We start from the raw sequence: 19,547 nt of genomic DNA, 5'->3' as shown, positions 1-19,547 counted from the left end.
TCCACTCCATGACTCGTCAGCTTGTCATCAGATGGATGACATGCTACAACGGAGTCAGGTGAAGCGCACTGGCACCACGTGAGAGAGCGATGGAGGTGTTCGCGATGCTGATGCGCACTGACCCGTTCCGCGAACTGGACCGGCTGACCCAGCAGTTCCTGGGCGCCAACGGCACCTGGTCCCGGCCGGCTCCGATGCCGCTGGACGCGTACCGCACCGACGACGAGTACGTGATGTGCTTCGACCTGCCGGGCGTCGACCCGGAGGCGATCGACATCGACGTCGAGCGGAACATGCTGACCGTCAAGGCGGAGCGCCGCCCGCGCGGTGACGGCGACAACGTGAAGTGGGAGCTGTCCGAGCGCCCGCTCGGCGTCTTCTCCCGCCAGGTCATGCTGTCGGACACCCTGGACCCGGAAGGCATCAGCGCCGACTACGACGCGGGCGTGCTCACCCTGCGGATCCCGGTGGCCGAGAAGGCCAAGCCCCGCAAGATCGCGATCAGCCACCGTGGCGACCGCAAGCAGATCCGAGCCTGACCTCGGCCGGACCGATCCGGCTCCGACATCCGGAAGGAGTTCCATGACCCGGCACGACCTCGTCGGGAAGGTGCGCGACCTCGGCCGTTACACCACCGACCGGGAGGCCGAGGGCGTCCTGCGGGCGGTGCTGGCCGCGCTCGGCGCACAGCTCGTCGGCGACGAGCGCTGCGACCTGGCCGCCGTCCTCCCCGACGAGGCCCGCACCGTCTTCGCCGCGCAGATCCCGCTGACCGAGCCGGTCGACGCCCGGGGCTTCGTCGACCTGGTGGCCCGCGCCCTCGGCACCTCCCCGGCCGAGGCCCGCTGGCACAGCGGCTCGGTCCTCGCGGCCCTCGACGAGGCGGCCGGCCGGTCCCTCACCGACCGTGTCCTGGCCCAACTGCCCCCCGGCTACGCGCTGCTCTTCGGTCGCGCGCAACTCGCCACGGCCGCCTGACCTCTGCCACGGCCGCCTGACCCCTGCCACGGCGGCTGCTCCCGACCGCGGGCCACGGCCGCCGGGCTCCGAGCCCGGCGCCCGCGGCCCGCACCGGTCAGGGGCAGCCGCCGTCCTGCGACGCGTCCGCGTCGAAGGGGACGAACGCGGCGTCGTCGAGGGCCATGTTCACGGCGTTCTGGCTTCGCGGGTCCCAGATCCAGATGCGGTCGCCGTCGGGTCCGAAGGTGAGAACCGGCCAGGTGAGCGGCACGGTGCCGCCGTAGACGGGGGCCGGGAGGCCGAGTTCGGGATGCGCGACGTCCTTGAGCGGTTTGACGCAGACGAGGACGGGGTGCAGGCCGTAAGCGCTCCGCGGCTGCTGCTGGCGCACCGCGTCGGCCTCGGCGTCGAGAGCCGCCTGCGGACGTGCCCTCACGAAGAGGGGCGCGAAGGTGAGGAACCCCGCGATCATCAGGCCGACTCCCGCCGCGAGGGCGATGTCCCGTACGTCGAGACCGGTCGGATCCGCGTGCACGCGGCGGTTCCATCCGGTTGCCGCGACGCCGAGGACGGCGCCGTACAGGACGCCCAGCATCGACAGCGCCCCCGCCCACAGGCGTCCGGTCGCGCTGACGTGCACGGAGTCCGGAGGGATGCCGAACACGCCGATGTACCGCTCCTGCACCAGGGTGCCGATCCAGGTGACCAGGGGGAACAGGACCGGGGACGCCAGCGGCAGCGCCCACAGCACGGCGCGCCTCGCAGGCGACCCCCGTAACGCGGCGCGGACCCCGGCCACCAGCCACCACGCGCCGAACACCACCGTGATCATCCAGCCGAAGACCTGCCAGCCGCCGTGGGACGCCACGGCCAGCACCGCGGCCGTGAGCGCCAGGGCGTTGCCGAGGTTGACGAGCACCACGTTGGCGCGCACGTCGACGGAGGCGGCGGCGTCGAGGGTGACGCGTGCCGAGCCGTCCGAGCGGCCGGCCAGCGTCCTGGCCCGCAGATCGGCCAGCGCGCCCGCCCGGCCGCGCGGCTCGACCGCCCTGATCACCCGGCTGGGGTGCGCGGAGCCGGCGGCACGCACCCGCCAGGCGGTGTACCGCTCCGGCTCGTGCTCCAGCAGCACCGCGTCGCGCGCCCACATCTTCAGCGAGGCGGTCACGGCAAGACGGTCGACCTGCCCCAGCGCCCGCTCGATCGCGCCGTCCCGCTCGCCGGGCAGCCGCACCTCCACCACCCGCGCCGTACGGCCCGCCGGGCAGCCGGCCCGCTCGCGTTCCTCCGCGGCGCGGACCGGCCAGCCGCTGGCGGTGAACAACTCCTCGGCCAGGGCGATCTCGTTGACGTCGTCGGCGATCTCGACCAGCACTAGATGAGTAAGTCCGAAGTCTGGGGGTTAGTGGTCGTAGGCGATCAGTGATCTGGTGATGGGGCTTCCGGTGTTGCGGTTGTGCCAGATGGCGGTGGTCAGGGCGAGGATGCGTTGGCCGATGCGGGCCAGGACTCCTTCTGGTGTTCTGGCGCCGTGGCGTTCGAGGTCGAGTTGGCCTTTGAGGGTGTCGTTGACGGACTCGATGAGCTGCCGGATCGGCTTGAGCAGGTGCTCGTCGGGGCGGGGTTTGCGGTTGCGGTAGCTGGGTCTGATCAGGGTCGGGCCCAGTTGCGCCAGGTGGGCGTCGAGCTGGTGGGAGACGTAGCCCTTGTCGCCGATGATGGTCTGCCCGGGGTGGGTGGCCGGCAGGTCGGGGTCGCGGGTGAGCATGTCGGCCAGGATTTCGCGTTCGTCGACCTTGGGGTTGGCCAGAGCCCAGGCGATGGGCAGTCCGCCGGGGGTGCACATCAGGTGCAGGCGCAGGCCCCAGAAGAACCGTGAGTGCGAGGGGCAGTAGCCGTAGCCGGCCCATCCGGCCAGGTCGGAGCGTTTGGCCGTCGGGCGGGAGCGGGCGCATTCCACCGGTGTGGAGTCCACGATCCACACGTCGTCGTGCCACAGGTCGCTGTCGCGGGCCAGTGTGCGGATGAAGCGGCTGATCAGGGTGTTCGCGGCGCGTAGGCGTTTGTTGTAGCCGGACTGGCCGGGCAGGTAGGGGAACTCGGCCGACAGGTGGGTGCGGGTGTAGCGCAGCCATCTGGCCTCGGAGACGAAGCCGAGCAGTGCCTGCATGACCGCCAGCGTCAGCAGTTCGGCGTCCGACAGTCGGGGCGGGCGTCCTGAGCGCCGCGATCCTGCCAGACAGTCATCGATCTTCACGTAGAGTGCTGTCGCGAGGGCCTTGAGGTTTGTCGTCACACACAAACAACGAGGCCCTCGCGCCTTTGCACCCTGAAGACTTCGGACTTACTCATCTAGGACCCGGCGGTCGAAGGGCAGGCCCGTGCCCACGCGCAGGCCCTCCACGGCGGTCGTCCGCGTACCGTCCCGCCCGTCCGCCCCACCGGAGGCGCCGGGCGCCGTGTGCTCGTCGGAACCGTTCGGTGGCTGCACGGTGGTTCACCCTGGCCCAACTCCGCCGGCACGGCAAGAGCGCGCCGGACGGCGGCCTGAGCGCGCGCCGCGGACGTTGAGCACCACCACGCCGGCGACGACGAGGGCGATGCCCGCCCACTGCAGCCGGCCCGGCGCCTCGCCGAAGGCCACGGCGCCGATCGCGGCGACCGCCCCGCCGCGGTGTCCTTCGGGGCACGCGGCAGGAGTTCGCGTTCAGGCGTTGTAGCCGCCGTGGGCGTCCAGCACCGCGCCTGTGACGTACGACGCGGCGGGGCTCGCCAGGAAGGCGATCGCCGCGGCGATCTCGTCGGGGTGCCCCATGCGTTGCAGGGACAGCGAGCTGAGCAGGGCCTTGAGGGTGTCGGGGTTCGGCGGTTGCATGCCGCTGTCCATCAGCCCGGCCTCCACGACGTTGGCCGTGATGTCGCGGGGCCCGAGGTCCCGTGCGACCCCCATGGTGTACCTCTCGACGCCCGACTTGGTCGCCGCGTAGTCGGCCACGCCCGGGATGCCGACCCGGGAGCCCAGTCCGGAACTCACCGTGATGATGCGGCCGCCCCTGCGCAGCACTCGAGAGGCGGCCCGGATGACGGCGATCACGCCGAGGTAGTTGGTGGCGTGCATCCGGTCCAGCGCGGCGGTGTCGGCGTCCGGGTCGTCCACCCTGCGGCCCTGCTCCACGGAGATCGCCGCGTTGTTGACGAGGATGTCCAGGCCGCCGAAGTGCGCGACCACGTCGTCGATCAGCGCCGGCGCCCGGCTCGTGTCCGCCTGGTCGGACTTGAGGGCGACGGCTTTGGCTCCCTTGCCGTGCACCTCGTCGACGACGGCCTGCGCCTGCTTCTCGGAGCTGACGTAGGTGAAGGCGACGTCGGCGCCCTGCTCGGCCAGCAGCCGTACGGTCGCGGCTCCCAGCCCCCGCGACCCCCCGGTGACCAGGGCGACCTTGCCCGTCAGTGGCTTGCTCATTCTTCTCACCTCGGTGATGGATCTTTTCCGGCTGTCGCAACAGTAATTGTTACGACACTCTGGTGCAACCACCACTGTTACGACTGCCGATACCATGAAGCGTTGTAGCCGACAGGAGGAGCCCATGAGCGCCAACAGCAGGCTGACCATCGCCGCCCACGCGCTGGCCTGGATCGGCCTCTACCAGCGCCAGGGGCATGAGGTCGCCACGTCCGAGCAGATCGCGACCAGCGCGAACACCAATCCGGTGGTGATCAGACGGCTGCTCGGCGACCTGCGCAGGGCCGGGCTCGTGGAGTCCCGGCGGGGCGTGGGCGCGGGCTGGTCGCTGGCGCGCGAGCTGGAGTCGATGACCCTGCTCGACGTGTACGAGGCAGTGGAACCCGGGCCGCTGTTCGCCCTGCACCGCGCCACCCCGAACCAGGGGTGCGTGGTGGGCCACGGCATCCAGCCGGCGATGCGGAGCATCTACGAGGGCATCGAGGAGACCGTGAGACACGAACTGGCCCGCGTCACCCTCGCGACCGTCCTCCGGGACGTACTCGCCGCACCTCGCTGACCTCCCCGTCGCGCCCCGACGCCGACGTGTGGGCGCTGATCGAGCCGCCCGACGCGCGGCTGCCGCCCCGGCCGGCCACGTCGCCGGGTCACGACCGGTGGCGGACCGGGGCCGGGCTCAGGTCTGGGTGTAGGTGTAGTGCGGGGAGTCGTACTGGGGTCCGTTCTTCTCGTAGGTGAACCAGTAGGTGAGGACCGAGCCCGCGGTCAGGGAGCCGACGGTCTGCGTCCAGGTGCCGCCGTTGTTCGTCATCCGGAAGTTCTGCTGGTTCACACCGCCCACCAGGTAGTGCACGTCGACGTAGGCGGCCGGGGTGGTCGGCTGGAAGCTGATCAGCGCGTGGCTCGCGTCGGTCCGGGTGACGCTCTCGGTGAAGTCCGGCGTCGAGGTGCCGCCGGTGCTGCCGGCGGTCGATCCGGTCGTCGATCCGCCCGTGGTGCCGCCGGTCGTGGTGCCGCCGGTCGTCGTCCCCCGGCGGTGGTGCCGCCGGTCGTGGTGCCGGCGCCGCCGCCCGTGCTCCGGTAGACGGCGAACCAGTCGACGCTCATGCCCGCGCCGGAGCTGATGTCGGCCGAGGGCGAGGTGCAGCCGCAGACCTTGTTGGGGTACGAGCCGCCGATCGCCACGTCGAAGATCGCGAAGAAGCCGTGATCGACGGCAGCCTGCCAGGTGGCCGTCGAGACCTGGTTCTCGTTGACGGTGTACGTCAGGGAGCCGTCGAGGTAGAACCGCAGCTGCTCCGCCGAGGTGGTGGTGCGGTCCACGATCACCGAGTACGTGTGGAAGCCGGTCTGGCAGCCGGCGCACGCCTGGAGGCCGCTGCTGATGCCGTCCGGGTCATGGCACTCCCCGGCCCAGGCGCCGCAGTGGAAGGTGGTGGAGTGCTGGCTCAGCGCGTTGACGTCCTCCATGATGTCCAGCTCGCCGATGCTCGGCCAGTTGGTCGCCCCGACCGGCCGGGCGTCCGCGCCCATCGCCCAGAACGCGGGCCAGTAGCCCAGTCCGTGCGCCGGGTTGGGCTGCTGGAGCGACGCGCTGATCTCCAACTGGCCGCCGGCCGGCGCGGCGAAGTCGGTGCGCTGGGTCTCGACACGGCCCGACGTCCAGTGCCCGGACGCGTCCTTGACCGGCTTGATGACGAGGTGGCCGGCGCCGTCCTGGTAGACGTTCGTGGTCGAGTCGGTGGCCGACTCGATCTCGCCGGTGCCCCAATTGCCCGCGGCGCCCGGGTAGTTGTAACCGGTGCCGAGGTCGTAGAGCCAGTTCGAGCGGTTCAGCCCGGTGCCCGCGGCGCCGTTGAAGTCGTCACTGAAGACGGTGGTCCACCCCGACGGCGGCGCCGGGGCGGCCAGCGCGGTCGAGCCGCCGGACACGGTCAGCGCCAGCGCGCCGGCGACCAGCAGGAGCAGGGCGCTCAGCACCGCGAGCGGCCCGCGCCGGCCGCGCGTGTGCCCACGCGCGCCCGACGCCTCGGGCACCTCGGACGCCGGGGCGGCGGCACCACGTGCCGCACCGAACCACGGCAGAAACCACGGCAGACGTTTCACGGCAGAACCTGACCTCTCCGCCGGTGCGCGGGATCGGGGCGAGGGCCGGGCAGCCGCGGAGACCGGAAGGCGCGCACCGTTGTGGGGGATGGGGCCGTCTCCTGAACGCCCTCGTTCTGAGAGCGCTCTCACGCCGGGATCGTCCCGCAGTCTCGACGCACGCCAGGTCCACGTCAACCCGCCCGGCAGGATCGGACGCGCCGCGTACGGGTCACGCGTGCCAGGCGTTCGTCGGTCCGACGAGGCCCGCACCTGCCGTCCCCGGCGCCCCGAATACGTTTCAGTCTCATTGACACTCCTCGCCGCCGCCATCAAGATGGCACCCGTCCCGCGCCTGTCCTGGAGGAGGCTTTCGCGCCCTCCGGGGATGAATCGTTTCATTTTCGGAGGCTTCGATGGTGCAGCCCAGAACCGCCAGCGGCCGGCCCGCCGCTCGTCGCCCCGTGCTGATGCTGCTCGCGGCGCTGACCGCGTGGCTCACCGTGGCCGGCCTCGTGCTCGGCGCCCCGGCGTCGCCCGCCGCCGCGGCGGGACCGGGCCACGGAGCGGGCCACGGAGCGGGTCACGTGGCGGCGCACCCCCGCGACGGCGCGGGAGCGGCCCCGCACGGCCTCACCGTCGGCGGCCTGACCGCTCCCGTCGACCTCGACGCGAGCCGTACGCCGCTGCTGGGATGGCAGGTCGGCGCGGGCCGCCAGAGCGGATACCAGATCCAGGTGGCGACCACGGCCGCCGCCCTGGCCGGCGCCCCCGACGTGTGGGACTCCGGCCGGGTCGCCTCGGCCGCGAGCGGCAACGTCGCCTACGGCGGCCCGGCGCTGCGCGCCGCCTCCGGGTACGTGTGGCGGGTGCGCACCTGGGACGCGTCGGGCGCGGCCTCGGCCTGGTCGGCCACCGCGTCCTTCGGCACCGGCCCGGGCACGAGCTGGACCGGCGCCTCGCCGATCTGGGCGGCCGACGCGCTGTGGCGCGACTACACCTTCGAAGGCAGCTTCGTCATCGACGCCAAGTACGCGAGCGTCACCTTCCGCGAGTCCGACACGCGCGACTTCTACCTGTGGCAGTTCAAGGGCAACGGCGAGAACACCATCGCCCCGCAGGTGCAGAAGAACGGCGTCTTCTCCGACCTCAAGGCGGCCGAGCCGCTGCCCTTCGCGCTGGCCACAGGAGCGGCGTACGACTTCCGGATCGTGGCCGCCGGCCCGACCTTCACCACCTACCTCAAGCCCGCCGCCGCGACCGCCTGGACGCCGGTGGACACCACCACCGACGCCACCTTCGCCTCCGGCGGCGTCGGCTTCCGCACCGGGCTGACCGAGCAGGCCACGTTCGACGACATCACCGTCACCGGCTCCGGCGGGACCCTGCTGTACCACAACGACTTCAGCAACCCCGGTGACAGCGGCTTCAGTTGCGGCACCGTCGTGGACCAGGCGCTGTTCATCGACAAGAGCAGGAGCTGCGGCACCGGCTTCGGCTCGGTCGACTGGGTCTTCCTGCGCGGCGACACCACCCTGGCCGCGGGCAAGCGGATCGCCTGGGCCCACCTGTACGCGACGGGCGCCTCCACGGCGCCGACCCGGCAGTTCGTCTACAAGCTGTGGGTCAACGGCGCCTTCACCGGGGTCGGTCCCACCCGGCCGGTCGGCTCGGAGACCCGCTACGACGGCTACGACGTCGCGTCGCTGCTGCGGCCCGGCGCGGTCAACACCCTCGGCGTGCTCGCCTACACCACCAGCGACCAGCGCTTCCTGGCCGACCTCGTGGTCCGCTACACCGACGGCAGCACCCAGACCTTCGGCACCGGGCCCGGCTGGAAGGCCAGAAGCGGCGCCGACGTCCTGCCGAACGCCGGCAGCATCGGCACCGGTTACTACACCGCGCCGATGGAGGACTTCGACTCCCGCGCCTACCCCGCCGGATTCGCCGCCCCCGGCTTCGACGCCTCGTCGTGGACGGCGCCGGTCGTCAAGGCCGCCTTCGCCGATCTGGAGCCCACCCCCACCGCCAAGGTGCGGCAGCAGTTCAAGACCCCGGCCTCCGCGGTCGAGTACGCGCCCGGCGACTACTTCGTCGACTACGGCCGCAGCTGGATCGGCGGGCTCTCCCTCGACCTCACCGGCAGCGCCGGGCAGGTGCTCGACATCCGCTACGGCGAGGTGACCTCGGGCCCCAACACCGTCAGATACAAGACCTCGGCGGGCAACACGTACGAGGACACGTGGACGCTGAAGGCGGGCAGCCAGCACCTGGAGACCTGGGGCCTGCGGGTCTTCCGCTACGTCCAGATCACCGGCGCGCCCACCGGCCTGACCGCCGCCGACCTCACGGCCGAGGCGTACGTCTACCCGTTCGACGAGTCGGCCGGCGTCTTCGACTCCTCCGACGCCGCGCTCGACCAGGTGTGGGCGCTGTCCAGGAACACCGTGGAGATGTCCGACCAGAACCTCTACGTCGACTCCTGGGAGCGCGAGCGCGGCGTCTACGAGGCCGACTCCTACCTGCAGTTGATGGCCAACCTCTACACCGGGGGCGACGCCGCGCTCGGCGACTACTCGCTCAGGTTCCTGCTGTCCAGCCGCACCTGGCCCACCGAGTGGCCGATGTATCTCGTCCTCGCCGTCCACGACAGCTACGAGGCGACCGGCGACACCACCGCGCTCGCCGCCGGCTACACCGCGCTGCGGGGCAAGCTGCCCGACACGTGGTTCGACCCGGCGAGCGGGCTGATCCACAAGACCACCGGCGACACCGGCGGCACCTGCGGCGCCGACTGCGACATCGTGGACTGGCCCGCCTCCGAGCGCGACGGCTACGTGTTCAGCTCGTACAACACCGTGGTCAACGCGATCGGTTACGCCGCCTACCGCGACATGGCCGACATCGCCACCGCGCTCGGCCGCACCGCGGACGCCGCCGCCGACAGCGCCAAGGCCGATGCCATCAAGTCCGCGGTGAACGCGACGATGTGGGACCCGGTCAAGGGCGCGTACCGCGACGGCCTGGACGACTCCGGCGCCCCGATCGGCCACTACGCCGTGCAGGCCAGTGTGTTCGCGACCGCGTTCGGCCTGGCCGACAGCGGGCGGGCGGCGCGGGTCGCGACCTACCTCGGCAGCCGCGGCATGGCGTGCAGCGTCTACTGCGCCGCGTTCATGATCCAGGCGCTCTACGCCGGCGGTCGGCCCGACCTGGCCCACGCGCTGCTGACGTCCACCGGCACCGACAGTTGGCTGAACATGATCAGGGCGGGCGCGGGCGCGACCATGGAGGCCTGGGACCTGTCGCTGAAGCCCAACACCACCTACTCCCACCCGTGGGCAGCCTCGCCCGCCTTCGACATCCCGCGCGACATGTTCGGCATCAGGCCGACCACCCCCGGCTACGCGACCTTCGACATCAGGCCCCAGCCGGGCGGGGTGAGCTGGGCGCACATCACCGTGCCGACCCGGAGGGGCGGGATCGGCGCGGCGTTCCGGACCGCCGCCGACGGCCATGTCGACCTCACGGTGACCGTCCCGCCCAACACCAGCGCCGACGTCTGCCTGCCGAGCGCCGCGACCACCGCGCACGGCTCGCCCCGGGGCGCGGCGCACGCCTCCGGCCACGGCGCCGCCTTCGCCTACCTGGACGGCCACCGGGTCCCGGCCGCGTACGACAACGGCTGTCTGCGGGTGACCGGCGTGCGCCCCGGCCGCCACGTCCTCACCACCGCCCCGGGCCGCTCCGCCGACGCCCGCTGACCGCGATCGCGCCGCTGGGGCCGGCCCCGGCCGGAGGGCGCCGGGGGGCGTGTCAGGGTCGGCGCATCTCCGCCAGGCCCCTGTCCAGGGTCACCTCGGGTGCGTAGCCCAGTTCCGTCCTCGCGGCGGTGATGTCGTAGGAACGGTCCCGGCCGGTGAAGCCGACGAGCCAGTTCGTCAGCGGGGGAGCGGTCTTGCGGCGCAGCAGGCGCGCGGTGCGGTCCATCACCGCCGCCGCGGGCGCCGCGACCGCCAGGGGGACGCTGCGGCTGCGGGACAAATCCACGCCGCGGGTGGCCAGCAAGGGGGTCAGGAAGTCGCGGACGGGCACCGGGGTGCCGTCGGTCACGTAGTAGGCGCGTGCGTGGCGGCCGTGCGTGAGTCCCAGGAGCACGGCGCCGACCAGGTTCTCGACGTGCACGAAGTCGACGATGTGCGTGCCGTGGTCGATCCAGGCGAACCGTCCGGCCTCCGCGACCTCGGCCATCGCGTCGATCGTCGTCATTCCGCGGCCCCAGACGAACGGCGGGCGGAGGATCACCAGTTCGGTGCTCCCGCTCGGCGCGTCCCGGAGGGCGCGCTCGGTGGCGAGCTTGACGCGGCTGTAGGCGGTGTTCGGGCGGCCCTCCGGCGTCGACTCGTCGACGACGGGACGGCGCTGGCTGCCGGTGGAGACCGACGCGGCACTGACGAGCACGAAGCGTCGCACCCCGGCGGCCACGCTCGCGGCGTGCAGGGCGACGGTCGGGATCTGGTTGGCCTGTGCGAAGAGCGCGTCGGGCCCCCAGAACTCCATGCGGGCCGCGAGGTGCACGACCGCGTCGGCCCCCCGCAGTTCGGCGAGCCAGCCCGGCGCCGCAGCGGCGTCCTGGCGGAGGTCGGCGAGATCCCCACGAACGGGCCGGGCGCCGGCCGCGCCTACCCGCCGGGCACCGGCGTCCGACCTGGCCAGTGCCGTGACGTCGTGTCCTTCGGCGACCAGGCGGTGGACGGACGCGTTGCCGACGAAACCGCTGCCGCCGGTGACGAAGATCTTCATGGTTCCACTCCGCACGGTTGAGCGCGCGGTCTCCGCGCGCGACGTCGGCCGCCGCGCCGGGTGCGCGCGGGCATGACCGCCCCTCGGATGCATCGGCGGCGAATAGTTCGACATCGATGTATCTACGTCTATGTAACCTTCCGTATGATCGAGGCGTCAAGGAGGAGGTGGGCGGTGCCCCAGGTGCCCCAGGGCGGGAAGCTCACGGCCGCACAGGTCGCCGACGAGTTCAGCCGCACGGCGAAGATCCTCGTGCGCCACTTCGACGAACGTCTCGGCGAGCACGGGGTGTCCACGCCGAGGTCCCGCCTGGTGGTCCAGGTGGCACGGTCGCAGCCCGTCCGCCTCACCGAGCTGGCGCTCGCGGTCGGCATCGCCCAGGGCACCGCGTCCAGCCTGGTCGAGGCGCTCGTCCGCGACGGACTGCTGGAACGGCAGACCAGCGTGGACGACCGCCGTTCCGTCCTCCTCCGGGTGACGGCGGAAGGGGCGGCACTGGCCGAGGAGTGGACGGCCGGTTACGAGGCCGCGGCGGAGGAGCTGTTCGCACCGCTGACGCGGCAGCAGATGTCGACGCTGGTCGACATCCTGCGCATCCTCGGCGCCGCGGAGCAGTCCACCGACGGCAGTTGACCGGTCGCTGCCCGAAGCCGTACGGGACCGGGCGGTCGTGACCGGCACGCTGCTTCTTGGCCCGCGGCCCGCGCCGCGGCGTCGACGACACCCCCGCCCGCGTCATGGCGGCCCCCGACATGGGGATGACTGCCGTCCGTCACCGCCGGATCGACGACCTCCAGGACCCCCCTCCACCCTCCTCGCCCCCACGCCCCCACACCCGCAGGGGCTGTGACCGGCGAAGGCGCTCCGGCACTTCCCGCGGGACCGGCTGGGAAGCTGTCTTCATGAGGGACAAGGCCGGCGGGACTCAAGGTCAGACCGTTCACCCGGGAAAGTACGCGCGTATCGAGCGGGAAGTACGACCTGCTCGCCTCACTGCCGGCTGCGGTGCTGACCAAGACGCGTATCAGCGTGTCGCCCCTGGGGCGTCGATGTCTTCGACGGCCGTCTGCGGGGTCTGGTCCTGGCGGAGGGCGAGTTCGCCACCGACGAGGAAGCCCGGTCGTTCACGCCACCTTCGGAGTGCGTGGCAGAGGTGACCGACGACGCCCGCTTCACCGGAGGCCGCCTCGTCGGGGCCTCTCGTCAGGACCTGCTCCAGTGGTTGGCCGAGTACGGGCTCCGTTCAGCGGCTCCCCAGCGGTGAAGCCCTTCGGCCGCGCCGTGCCCGGGGAGCCTCGGATCAGGGGGGCGGTGGCGGGGGCGAGCTGGTGAGGTGGCGGGTCAGGGCGTCGCCGAGGGCGGGGGCCGGCGGGCTGGCCGGGGTCAGTCCGAGGTGGTCGGCGAGGGCGCGGGCGTGCAGGCGGACGGCGGCCTCCAGCAGCAGGGCGTAGGTGTCCGCGGCGGTGCGGAAGCGGGACCGCCCGGCCGTCAGCAGCACGGCGGTCACGACCGCCGCGGGCCACCACCACGCGGCGAGCGGCAGATAGAGGACGGCCCACGCGGCCAGGGCCGCGGCCCGCGACAGCGCCTGGCGCGCGGCGGTCACCTGAGTGCGGACGTCCTCGGGCAGGACCAGCCACAACGGCGGCCAGACCGTCACCAGATCCACGTGGAGATCGCGCTCCAGCCGCGCCGCGACGGCGTCGACGCGGTCGCCGCTCCACGTCGGCCGCCCGGGCTCCTCCTGGGCGATCCGGCGCATCGTACGCCGCGCCCGGTGGCGTTCGGCCGGGTCCGGCCGCAGCCCCGAACCGGCCAGCAGGCCCGCGGCGAGGTCGCGCTGCTGGTGCCAGGTGCGCGCGGCCCCGGTCCAGCGGCGCTTCCTCGATTCCGCGCGCCAAGCGGCGAGATCGCGCAGCGGGCGCGGCCACGCCGGCCAGTCGGCGGCCAGGCCGAGCCGTTCGGCCGCGGTGCCCAGCGCCTGCGCGGCCAAGCCCGCCGCGGCGGCGCCCGCGAGCACCGCGGCCAGCAGGACGACCTGGCCGCCGGCGGTGTCCACCGCGGGCCGGGACGCCCACGCGGACACCTGGTCGGTCAGCCGGCGCAGGTCGAACGGGTGCGCCTGGCCGAGCGTGTGCGCGACCGCGGCCACCGCGAGGTAGAGCGCGCCGGGCAGCACCAGCAGCGACAGCCACCGTTCGGCGAGCTTCTTGCCCAGCTCGGAGAGCAGATCGCCCACGGGATCAGAGCCGTTCGGCGCGCAGCTCGGCGCCGTCGATCGCGCAGTGCGGCACCGGTTCGGGTCCCCGCGGCCACCAGTACCGGTCGCAGCGGCCCGACGGGCACAGGTACACCGGCTCGGCCGGCCGGTCGGCCACCCCGGTCAGCCGCAGACCGCGGGCCGACCCGCCGCCGGGCGCGTAGCCGTCGAGCCCGAGCGGGTCGCCGCCGGCCTGGAGCGCCGCGTGCAGCACGGCCATCGGCGCGGACACGTCCCGGCCGCCGCGTACGGCCGCGAGCAGCAGGTCCAGCGGGCCCTCGTCGCCAGGCCCGTTCCGCAGGTCCGCCCTGATCTCCGCCATGTGGCCGCAGACCGCCGCGAGCCGGCGTGCCGCCGCGGCGTCACCCACGGCCGCGTCCGGTGCTTGCCGCGCCCCCGGCCCAGTCCGCGCTCGCGGTGCCTGTCGCGTGTGCGCCCGCGCCGGCACTCGTGGAGCCTGCCCTTCCCGAACGGTCGCCGGGGCCGCCGGCGCCTGTCGTCCCCGCAGCGCGATCCGGGCCGGCGCCGGCGCCCGTGCTGTCGCCCAGACCGGGGACGGCTGCCGCGCCCTCTGCGTCGCCCGCGCCCGCGGCTCGGTCCGCGCCGGCGGTGCCTCCCGCGCCCGCGCCCGTGGCGCCACCCGCGCCCGCACCTGTCACCGAACCCCTCCCGTTCCTGCGCCGTGGCCGCCTCCGCGCCCGTGCCTGCCCCTGCCCCGCCCCGCGGCCGTGCGCCTCCGCGTGTCGCCGCGCGCACGCCGCGCGCCGAGCGCACCCCCGGGGTCGCCGGCCCACCGCCCCGCGTGCGGTGTGCGGCACCGGGACGCGGCCCCGTTTCCGGCCCGCCGGAGGCGCAACGCGCCCTAGGGTATGACGAATTGGGCCCCCGGCGGGGCGGGAGCGGGAGAGCGGTGGGACGGGGCCGGGATGCGTGAGGACCTGCTGGCCGCCCTGCGGGCCCGGCTGCGGCGGATCGACGAGACCGGCGACCCGGCGCCCGCGCTGGACGCCGCCGCCGGCCGCGAGGCACGGCAGCTGGCCGACCTGCTCGGCGCCCCCGACGAACCCGGCGACCTCCCGGTGCGCCGCGACCTCGGCCGCCTGTACTGGCTCCGGCACACCGCCGCGCCCCCGCCCGCCCACGAAGGACAGGCGCGGGACGAAGAAGCGGCCGCGCAGGACCGTACCGACCTCGAAGCCGCGGTCGAAATCCTGATCCCGTGCTTCCTGGTCGGCTACGGCGACCTCCCCGAGCCGCTGCTGCCGCGCCTCGCGGACGCCGCGCGCCCGTACGCCCTCGGCCTGCTGCAACAGGCGCTCGGCAGCGGGGACGCGGACCTGCACGCCTTCGTCGCCGGGGTGTGGCGGCGGATGGTCGCCGCGACGACCGACGACGACCCCGACCTCGGCGACCGCCGCTCCGCGCTGGCGCTGGTGCTCCGCGGCGGGTACGAACTCACCCGCGACCGGGTGGAGTTGGACGAGGCCATCGGCTTGCTGCGGGCCGCGGTGCGGGAGGCTTCCGCCGGCCACCCCGCCCTCCCCGGACGGCTGTCCAATCTCGGGCTGGCCCTGGCCGACCGGTACGACGCCACCGGGGACGCCGCGGACCTGGAGGACGCGGTGGCCGCCGCCCGGGAGGCGGTGCGCGCTGCCCCCGCCGACCACCCGTCACGCGGCGCGATGCTCACCAACGCCGGGCTCGCGCTGCGCCGCCGCTACGACCGCGGCCGTGCCGTGGCCGACCTGGACGAAGCGGTCGACCTGTTCCGGTCCGCGGCCCGCGCCACGGCCGCCATGACGGACGCCGCCGCGCCCCCGGACGCCCCTGCCACGCCGCACGCCGCCACGACCCCGGCCGCCGCCCCGGCCCGCGCCGCGCACGCGACCCCCGCCGCGAGCGCGGCCGCGGCCGCCGCCCGTTCCCAGCACCTCACCCACCTCACCCACCTCGGCTCCGCCCTGCGCACCCGCTACGGCCGCACCCACGACGCCGCGGACCTGGACGAGGCGGTCGCCACCGGACGGGAGGCCCTGCGCGTCGCACCCCCCGGCCATCCCGACCGCGTCGTGCTGCTCGGCAACCTGGCCGCCGCGCTCAGCGACCGCTCCGGCAGCGCCTCGGGCTCCGCCCACCCGGCCGACCTGGAGGAAGCCCTCGGCCACCTCGGCGCCGCGCTGGCCGCCGACCCCGCGACCGGCCACCGGGCGACGCTGCTGGCCAACCTGGGCGGCACCCTCCGGCAGCGGCACGTCCGGACCGGCGACCCGGCCGACCTCGAACGCGCCGTCGACGCGTGGCGGGAGGCCCTGGCCCTGACCCCGCGGGACGACCCCGCCCGTCCGCGGCGGCTCACCGGCCTGAGCCACGCGCTGCGCCGGCGGTACGGCGGTACCGGGGACGCGGCCGGCCTCGCGGATCTGCGGGACGCCGTCACCGCGGCCGGCGAAGCCGTCGCCCTGGCCCCCGCCGGACACCCGGAACGCGCCGAATCCCTCGCCGAACTCGCGATCGTGCTCCGGCTGCGTTTCGAGCGCGCCGGGGACCCGGCCGACCTGGACCGGGCCGTCGCGGCGGGCGAGGAGTCCGTGGCGGCACTCCCCGAGGGCCACGCGGCCCGGGCCGGCCACCTGTCAGGGCTCGGGATCGCGCTGCGCGCCCGGACCGTCCGCACCGGCAGCCGCGCCGACCTGGACCGGGCGGTCGCGGTGGGGCGCCAGGCCGTACGGGCCACGCCGGAGTCCGACCCCGCCCGGGCCGGGCGGCTGTCCAACCTGGGACTCGCGCTGCGCGAGCGCTTCGAGCGGACCGGGGACCGTGCGGGCCTGGACGACGCCGTCGCCCGCGGGCAGGAGGCGGTGGCCGCCCTGCGCGCCGAGGACCGCGACGGCCCGGCCGTGCTGTCCAACCTGGCCGTCTCCGTACGGGAACGCTTCGTCCGCACCGGGGATCGCGCGGACCTGGACACCGCGGTCGACCACTTCCGGCGCGCGCTGCGGGCGGTGCCGCCCGGCCGGCCCGGCGAGAGCGAGCGCACGGACTACCTGGCCAACCTCGGCGCGGCGCTGGTCGAGCGCTTCGACCGCACGGGCGAGGACGCCGACCTGGACGAGGCGCTGCGCCGGCTGCGGGACGCCGAGGCGGCCACGCCGGCCGACCACCCCCAGCGCGCCCGGCGGCTGTCGACCCTGGGCACCGCGCTGCTCTCGCACTTCGAGCGGACGGACGGCGAGGCGGACCTCGACGACGCCCTCGAACGGCTGCGGGACGCGGTGGCGGCGACTTCCGCGGACCATCCCGAACGGGCGCTGCACCTGGCCAACCTGGGGCTGGGCTTGCGGACCCGGTTCGAGCGCACCGGGGACTCCGCGGACGCCGACGCGGCCGTGGCCGCCGGGGCCGACGCCGTACGGGCGACGCCCGAGGGCCACACCGAACGGCCCGGCCGGCTGTCCAACGCCGCGACCGCGCTGTTGGAGCGCTTCGGGCGCTTCGGGCGGCCGGCCGACCTGGACGGCGCGGTCGGATGGCTGCGCGCCGCGGTGCAGGCGACGGCGCCGGACCATCCCGAACGGGCCAGGCATCTGTCCAACCTCGGCCTGGCGCTGCGGGAGCGGTTCGAGCACGGAGGCGACCCCGCGGACGCCGACGCGGCCGTCGCCGCGGGCCGCGAGGCCCTGGCAGCCCTCCCCGGGGACCACCCCGGCCGGGCGGCGGCCCGCTCCAACCTGGGCGCGACGCTGTTCGTACGGGCCCTGCGGCGCGCCGGCGCGCCGGGCGGCGGCCCGGGCGCGACCCCGGCGGGCGGCGCCGCCCGGACGGGCGTGTCGGGGACCGGTCCCCAGGCGCTCGACGCGCCCGTGGCTCCCTCGCGCGTGGCCGGCTCGTCCGTGGTCGGCCCGGAGCCGGCCGATCGCGGCCTGACGGGTGCTCAGCCGACCGATCTGGACGAGGCCGTCGACCATCTGCGGGCCGCCGTCGAGGACACCGCCGAGGACCACCCCGACCGGACCGGACGCCTGTTCAACCTCGGCGGGGCCCTGCGCGCCCGGTACCTCATGAGCGGCGGGCGGGGCGACCTGGACGCGGCCGTGTCGGCGTACACACGCGCCTACCGGGCGGGCTCCGGGCCGCCCTCGCTACGGATCGAGGCGGCCCGCGCGGCCGCCGCGCTGCTGGAGGCGGCGACGACGGCGGACGGGACGGCCGGGAACCGGGCGGCCGGGGCCGCGGCGGACGCGGCCGAGGCGGCGGTGCGGCTGCTGCCCGAGGTCGCGCCGCGGGCGCTGGGCAGCTCCGACCAGCAGCACGCGCTGGCCCGCTTCACCGGACTGGCCGGGACCGCCGCCGCCCTGGCCCTGGCCGATCCGGGCGGCACGCCGCGGAGCCGCGCCACCCGGGCGCTGCGGCTGCTGGAAGCCGGCCGCGCGGTGCTGTTGAGCCAGGCCCTGGACACCCGCGGCGACCTGGCGGAGCTGACAGAGCGCCGGCCCGACCTGGCCGCGGCTTTCGTACGGTTGCGCGCCGCGCTGGACCGGCCCGCGACCGGGGACGCCGACCTCGCACCCGCGCGCGGCTCCGAGCCCGGCGCCGCGGGCGCCGCGCGCCGCCCCGCCGGCCCCGACCGGCACCGGCAGGCCCGCGAGTTCGCCGGCGTCCTGGCCGAGATCCGCGCGCTGGACGGGCTGGAGGGGTTCGGGCTGCCGCCCACCACCGACGAACTCCTCGCCGAGGCGGCGCGGGGGCCGGTCGTGACCTTCACCACCGGCCCCCGCCGCGGCGACGCGCTGCTGCTCACCGCGGACGGCATCGCCTCGCTCGAACTCCCGCTGCTCACCCCGGACGCCCTGGCCGGGCACATCGCGTCCTTTCACCGGGCGCTGGAGACGGCGTCCGACGCCGACGCCGACCGGGCGGCGCGCCGCGCGGCGCAGGCCGCCATGCTGGACACGCTGGGCTGGCTCTGGGACGCCGCCGCCGGGCCGGTGCTCCAGGAGCTGGGCCATCGAACGGAACCCGAGGAGGGCGCCGAGTGGCCCCGGGTGTGGTGGGTCCCCGGCGGTCCGCTGGCCCTGCTGCCGCTGCACGCCGCCGGCCACCACACCGACGCCGCGGACGGCCGCGCCCGACGTACCGTCATGGACCGGGTGGTCTCCTCGTACACGCCCACCGTGCGCGCCCTGCGCCACGCCCGCCGTCCCGCGCGGCCCGCCCCGCGGACGGCGGCCGAGCGGGCGCTGGTCGTCGCGATGCCCAGCACGCCGGGCCTGCCCGGCGGAGGCCGCCTCGACCACGTCCCGGCGGAGGTCGAGGCGCTGCACCGCCACCTGCCGCGTGCGGTGCTGCTGCGCGAGCCGGAACCCGCGGACGGGGACGGCGCGTCGGCGCCAGGACCGGCCGGCGCCCGGGAGCCGGCCGCGGCGTCGGCCCCGACGTCGGCCCCGACCGAGGCGGCCCTCCCGACGAAAGCGGCCGTCCTGGCGGAGCTGGGCCGGTGCGCCGTCGCGCACTTCGCCTGCCACGGCGACAGCCACCCGACCGACCCGTCCCGCAGCCTGCTGCTGCTCCACGACCACGCGACCGATCCGCTGACCGTGGCCGACCTGGCGCCGGTCCGGCTCGACCACGCGCGGCTGGCCTACCTGTCGGCGTGCCGCACCGCCGCCCGCACCGCCGCACTCGTCGACGAGGCGGTCCACCTCACCTCCGCCTTCCAGCTCGCCGGCTTCCCGCACGTGGTGGGCACCTTGTGGGAGATCGACGACGAGATCGCGGTGACGACCGCGGACGCCTTCTACACCCGGCTGCGCGCACCGTCCGGCTCGCTGGACCCCGGGCGTTCGGCCCGCGCCCTCCACCAGGCGGTCCGCGCCCTGCGCGACGGCGACGACCTGCCCGCCGGCCTGGACCGCGTCCGCGTGCCCTACCTGTGGGCCGCCTACCTGCACGCGGGCGCCTGAGCCGGCACCGGACCGC

The 19,547-nt window shown here is 74.9% G+C and carries 14 protein-coding genes; 6 read left to right on the top strand and 8 right to left on the bottom strand.

Going from position 1 to position 19,547, the window contains the following annotated elements; translation table 11 throughout:
- Positions 1 to 104 precede the first annotated feature (104 nt).
- Both VSR01_RS03635 and VSR01_RS03630 read left to right on the top strand, forming a co-directional pair.
- Positions 105 to 539: an Hsp20/alpha crystallin family protein gene (locus tag VSR01_RS03635; protein ID WP_326447838.1), complete on the top strand. Its 435-nt coding sequence runs from the start codon at positions 105 to 107 to the stop codon at positions 537 to 539.
- Positions 540 to 582: 43 nt separating this feature from the next.
- Complete coding sequence (locus VSR01_RS03630) at positions 583 to 978, top strand: DUF2267 domain-containing protein (RefSeq protein ID WP_326447837.1); 396 nt, start codon at positions 583 to 585, stop codon at positions 976 to 978.
- Between the two features lie 97 nt (positions 979 to 1,075).
- On the opposite strand, the gene VSR01_RS03625 is transcribed toward VSR01_RS03630, so the two are convergent.
- The 3 genes from VSR01_RS03625 to VSR01_RS03615 form a co-directional block, all read right to left on the bottom strand.
- Positions 1,076 to 2,335, bottom strand: a complete 1,260-nt coding sequence (locus VSR01_RS03625) for a hypothetical protein (protein WP_326447836.1) — start codon at positions 2,333 to 2,335, stop codon at positions 1,076 to 1,078.
- 27 nt (positions 2,336 to 2,362) lie between these two features.
- Positions 2,363 to 3,256 carry an IS982 family transposase gene (locus tag VSR01_RS03620; RefSeq protein WP_326447835.1) on the bottom strand — a complete coding sequence of 298 codons (894 nt, stop codon included), beginning with the start codon at positions 3,254 to 3,256 and terminating at the stop codon, positions 2,363 to 2,365.
- Positions 3,257 to 3,667: 411 nt separating this feature from the next.
- Positions 3,668 to 4,423 carry an SDR family NAD(P)-dependent oxidoreductase gene (locus VSR01_RS03615; protein ID WP_326447834.1) on the bottom strand — a complete coding sequence of 252 codons (756 nt, stop codon included), beginning with the start codon at positions 4,421 to 4,423 and terminating at the stop codon, positions 3,668 to 3,670.
- A 124-nt stretch (positions 4,424 to 4,547) separates the two neighbouring features.
- Here VSR01_RS03615 and VSR01_RS03610 point away from each other — a divergent pair, with 124 nt between their 5' ends.
- Entirely contained in the window at positions 4,548 to 4,982 is a 435-nt protein-coding gene (locus tag VSR01_RS03610) for an Rrf2 family transcriptional regulator (protein WP_326447833.1), read from the top strand.
- Positions 4,983 to 5,099: 117 nt separating this feature from the next.
- Here VSR01_RS03610 and VSR01_RS03605 read toward each other — a convergent pair whose 3' ends face one another.
- Positions 5,100 to 5,315 (bottom strand): hypothetical protein, encoded by a 216-nt coding sequence (locus tag VSR01_RS03605; protein WP_442785640.1) that lies wholly within the window; start codon positions 5,313 to 5,315, stop codon positions 5,100 to 5,102.
- Entirely contained in the window at positions 5,315 to 6,529 is a 1,215-nt protein-coding gene (locus VSR01_RS03600) for a glycoside hydrolase family 16 protein (protein WP_326447831.1), read from the bottom strand. The genes VSR01_RS03605 and VSR01_RS03600 overlap by 1 nt, the downstream gene beginning before the upstream one ends.
- A 395-nt stretch (positions 6,530 to 6,924) precedes the next feature.
- Between VSR01_RS03600 and VSR01_RS03595 the strand changes: the two genes are divergently transcribed.
- Entirely contained in the window at positions 6,925 to 10,272 is a 3,348-nt protein-coding gene (locus VSR01_RS03595) for a family 78 glycoside hydrolase catalytic domain (RefSeq protein WP_326447830.1), read from the top strand.
- A gap of 52 nt (positions 10,273 to 10,324) precedes the next feature.
- Here the strand turns inward: VSR01_RS03595 and VSR01_RS03590 are convergent, their stop codons facing one another.
- Entirely contained in the window at positions 10,325 to 11,311 is a 987-nt protein-coding gene (locus tag VSR01_RS03590; RefSeq protein ID WP_326447829.1) for an NAD-dependent epimerase/dehydratase family protein, read from the bottom strand.
- A 174-nt stretch (positions 11,312 to 11,485) separates the two neighbouring features.
- On the opposite strand from VSR01_RS03590, the gene VSR01_RS03585 reads away from it, so the two are divergent.
- Positions 11,486 to 11,944, top strand: a complete 459-nt coding sequence (locus tag VSR01_RS03585; protein WP_326447828.1) for a MarR family winged helix-turn-helix transcriptional regulator — start codon at positions 11,486 to 11,488, stop codon at positions 11,942 to 11,944.
- 667 nt (positions 11,945 to 12,611) lie between these two features.
- On the opposite strand, the gene VSR01_RS03580 is transcribed toward VSR01_RS03585, so the two are convergent.
- A complete protein-coding gene (locus VSR01_RS03580) occupies positions 12,612 to 13,550 on the bottom strand; it encodes a hypothetical protein (RefSeq protein WP_326447827.1) in 939 nt (312 codons plus the stop codon).
- Between the two features lie 4 nt (positions 13,551 to 13,554).
- The gene (locus VSR01_RS03575) at positions 13,555 to 13,941 is read right to left on the bottom strand and encodes a hypothetical protein (protein WP_326447826.1); all 387 of its coding nucleotides are present in this window, start codon (positions 13,939 to 13,941) and stop codon (positions 13,555 to 13,557) included.
- 556 nt (positions 13,942 to 14,497) lie between these two features.
- Between VSR01_RS03575 and VSR01_RS03570 the strand changes: the two genes are divergently transcribed.
- Positions 14,498 to 19,531: a CHAT domain-containing protein gene (locus tag VSR01_RS03570; RefSeq protein ID WP_326447825.1), complete on the top strand. Its 5,034-nt coding sequence runs from the start codon at positions 14,498 to 14,500 to the stop codon at positions 19,529 to 19,531.
- Positions 19,532 to 19,547 lie beyond the last annotated feature (16 nt).

Source organism: Actinacidiphila sp. DG2A-62, assembly GCF_035825295.1.
GTDB lineage: Bacteria > Actinomycetota > Actinomycetes > Streptomycetales > Streptomycetaceae > Actinacidiphila.
The sequence above is the reverse complement of the archived record's forward strand: the minus strand, read 5'-3'. Positions and strand labels throughout refer to the sequence as shown.

Bases quoted from the DNA above. Each gene is read 5' to 3' on its own strand.
- VSR01_RS03635 (WP_326447838.1), top strand. From the start codon at position 105: ATGCTGATGCGCACTGACCCGTTCCGCGAACTGGACCGGCTGACCCAG.
- VSR01_RS03630 (WP_326447837.1), top strand. From the start codon at position 583: ATGACCCGGCACGACCTCGTCGGGAAGGTGCGCGACCTCGGCCGTTAC.
- VSR01_RS03615 (WP_326447834.1), bottom strand. From the start codon at position 4,423: ATGAGCAAGCCACTGACGGGCAAGGTCGCCCTGGTCACCGGGGGGTCG.
- VSR01_RS03610 (WP_326447833.1), top strand. From the start codon at position 4,548: ATGAGCGCCAACAGCAGGCTGACCATCGCCGCCCACGCGCTGGCCTGG.
- VSR01_RS03595 (WP_326447830.1), top strand. From the start codon at position 6,925: ATGGTGCAGCCCAGAACCGCCAGCGGCCGGCCCGCCGCTCGTCGCCCC.
- VSR01_RS03590 (WP_326447829.1), bottom strand. From the start codon at position 11,311: ATGAAGATCTTCGTCACCGGCGGCAGCGGTTTCGTCGGCAACGCGTCC.
- VSR01_RS03570 (WP_326447825.1), top strand. From the start codon at position 14,498: ATGCGTGAGGACCTGCTGGCCGCCCTGCGGGCCCGGCTGCGGCGGATC.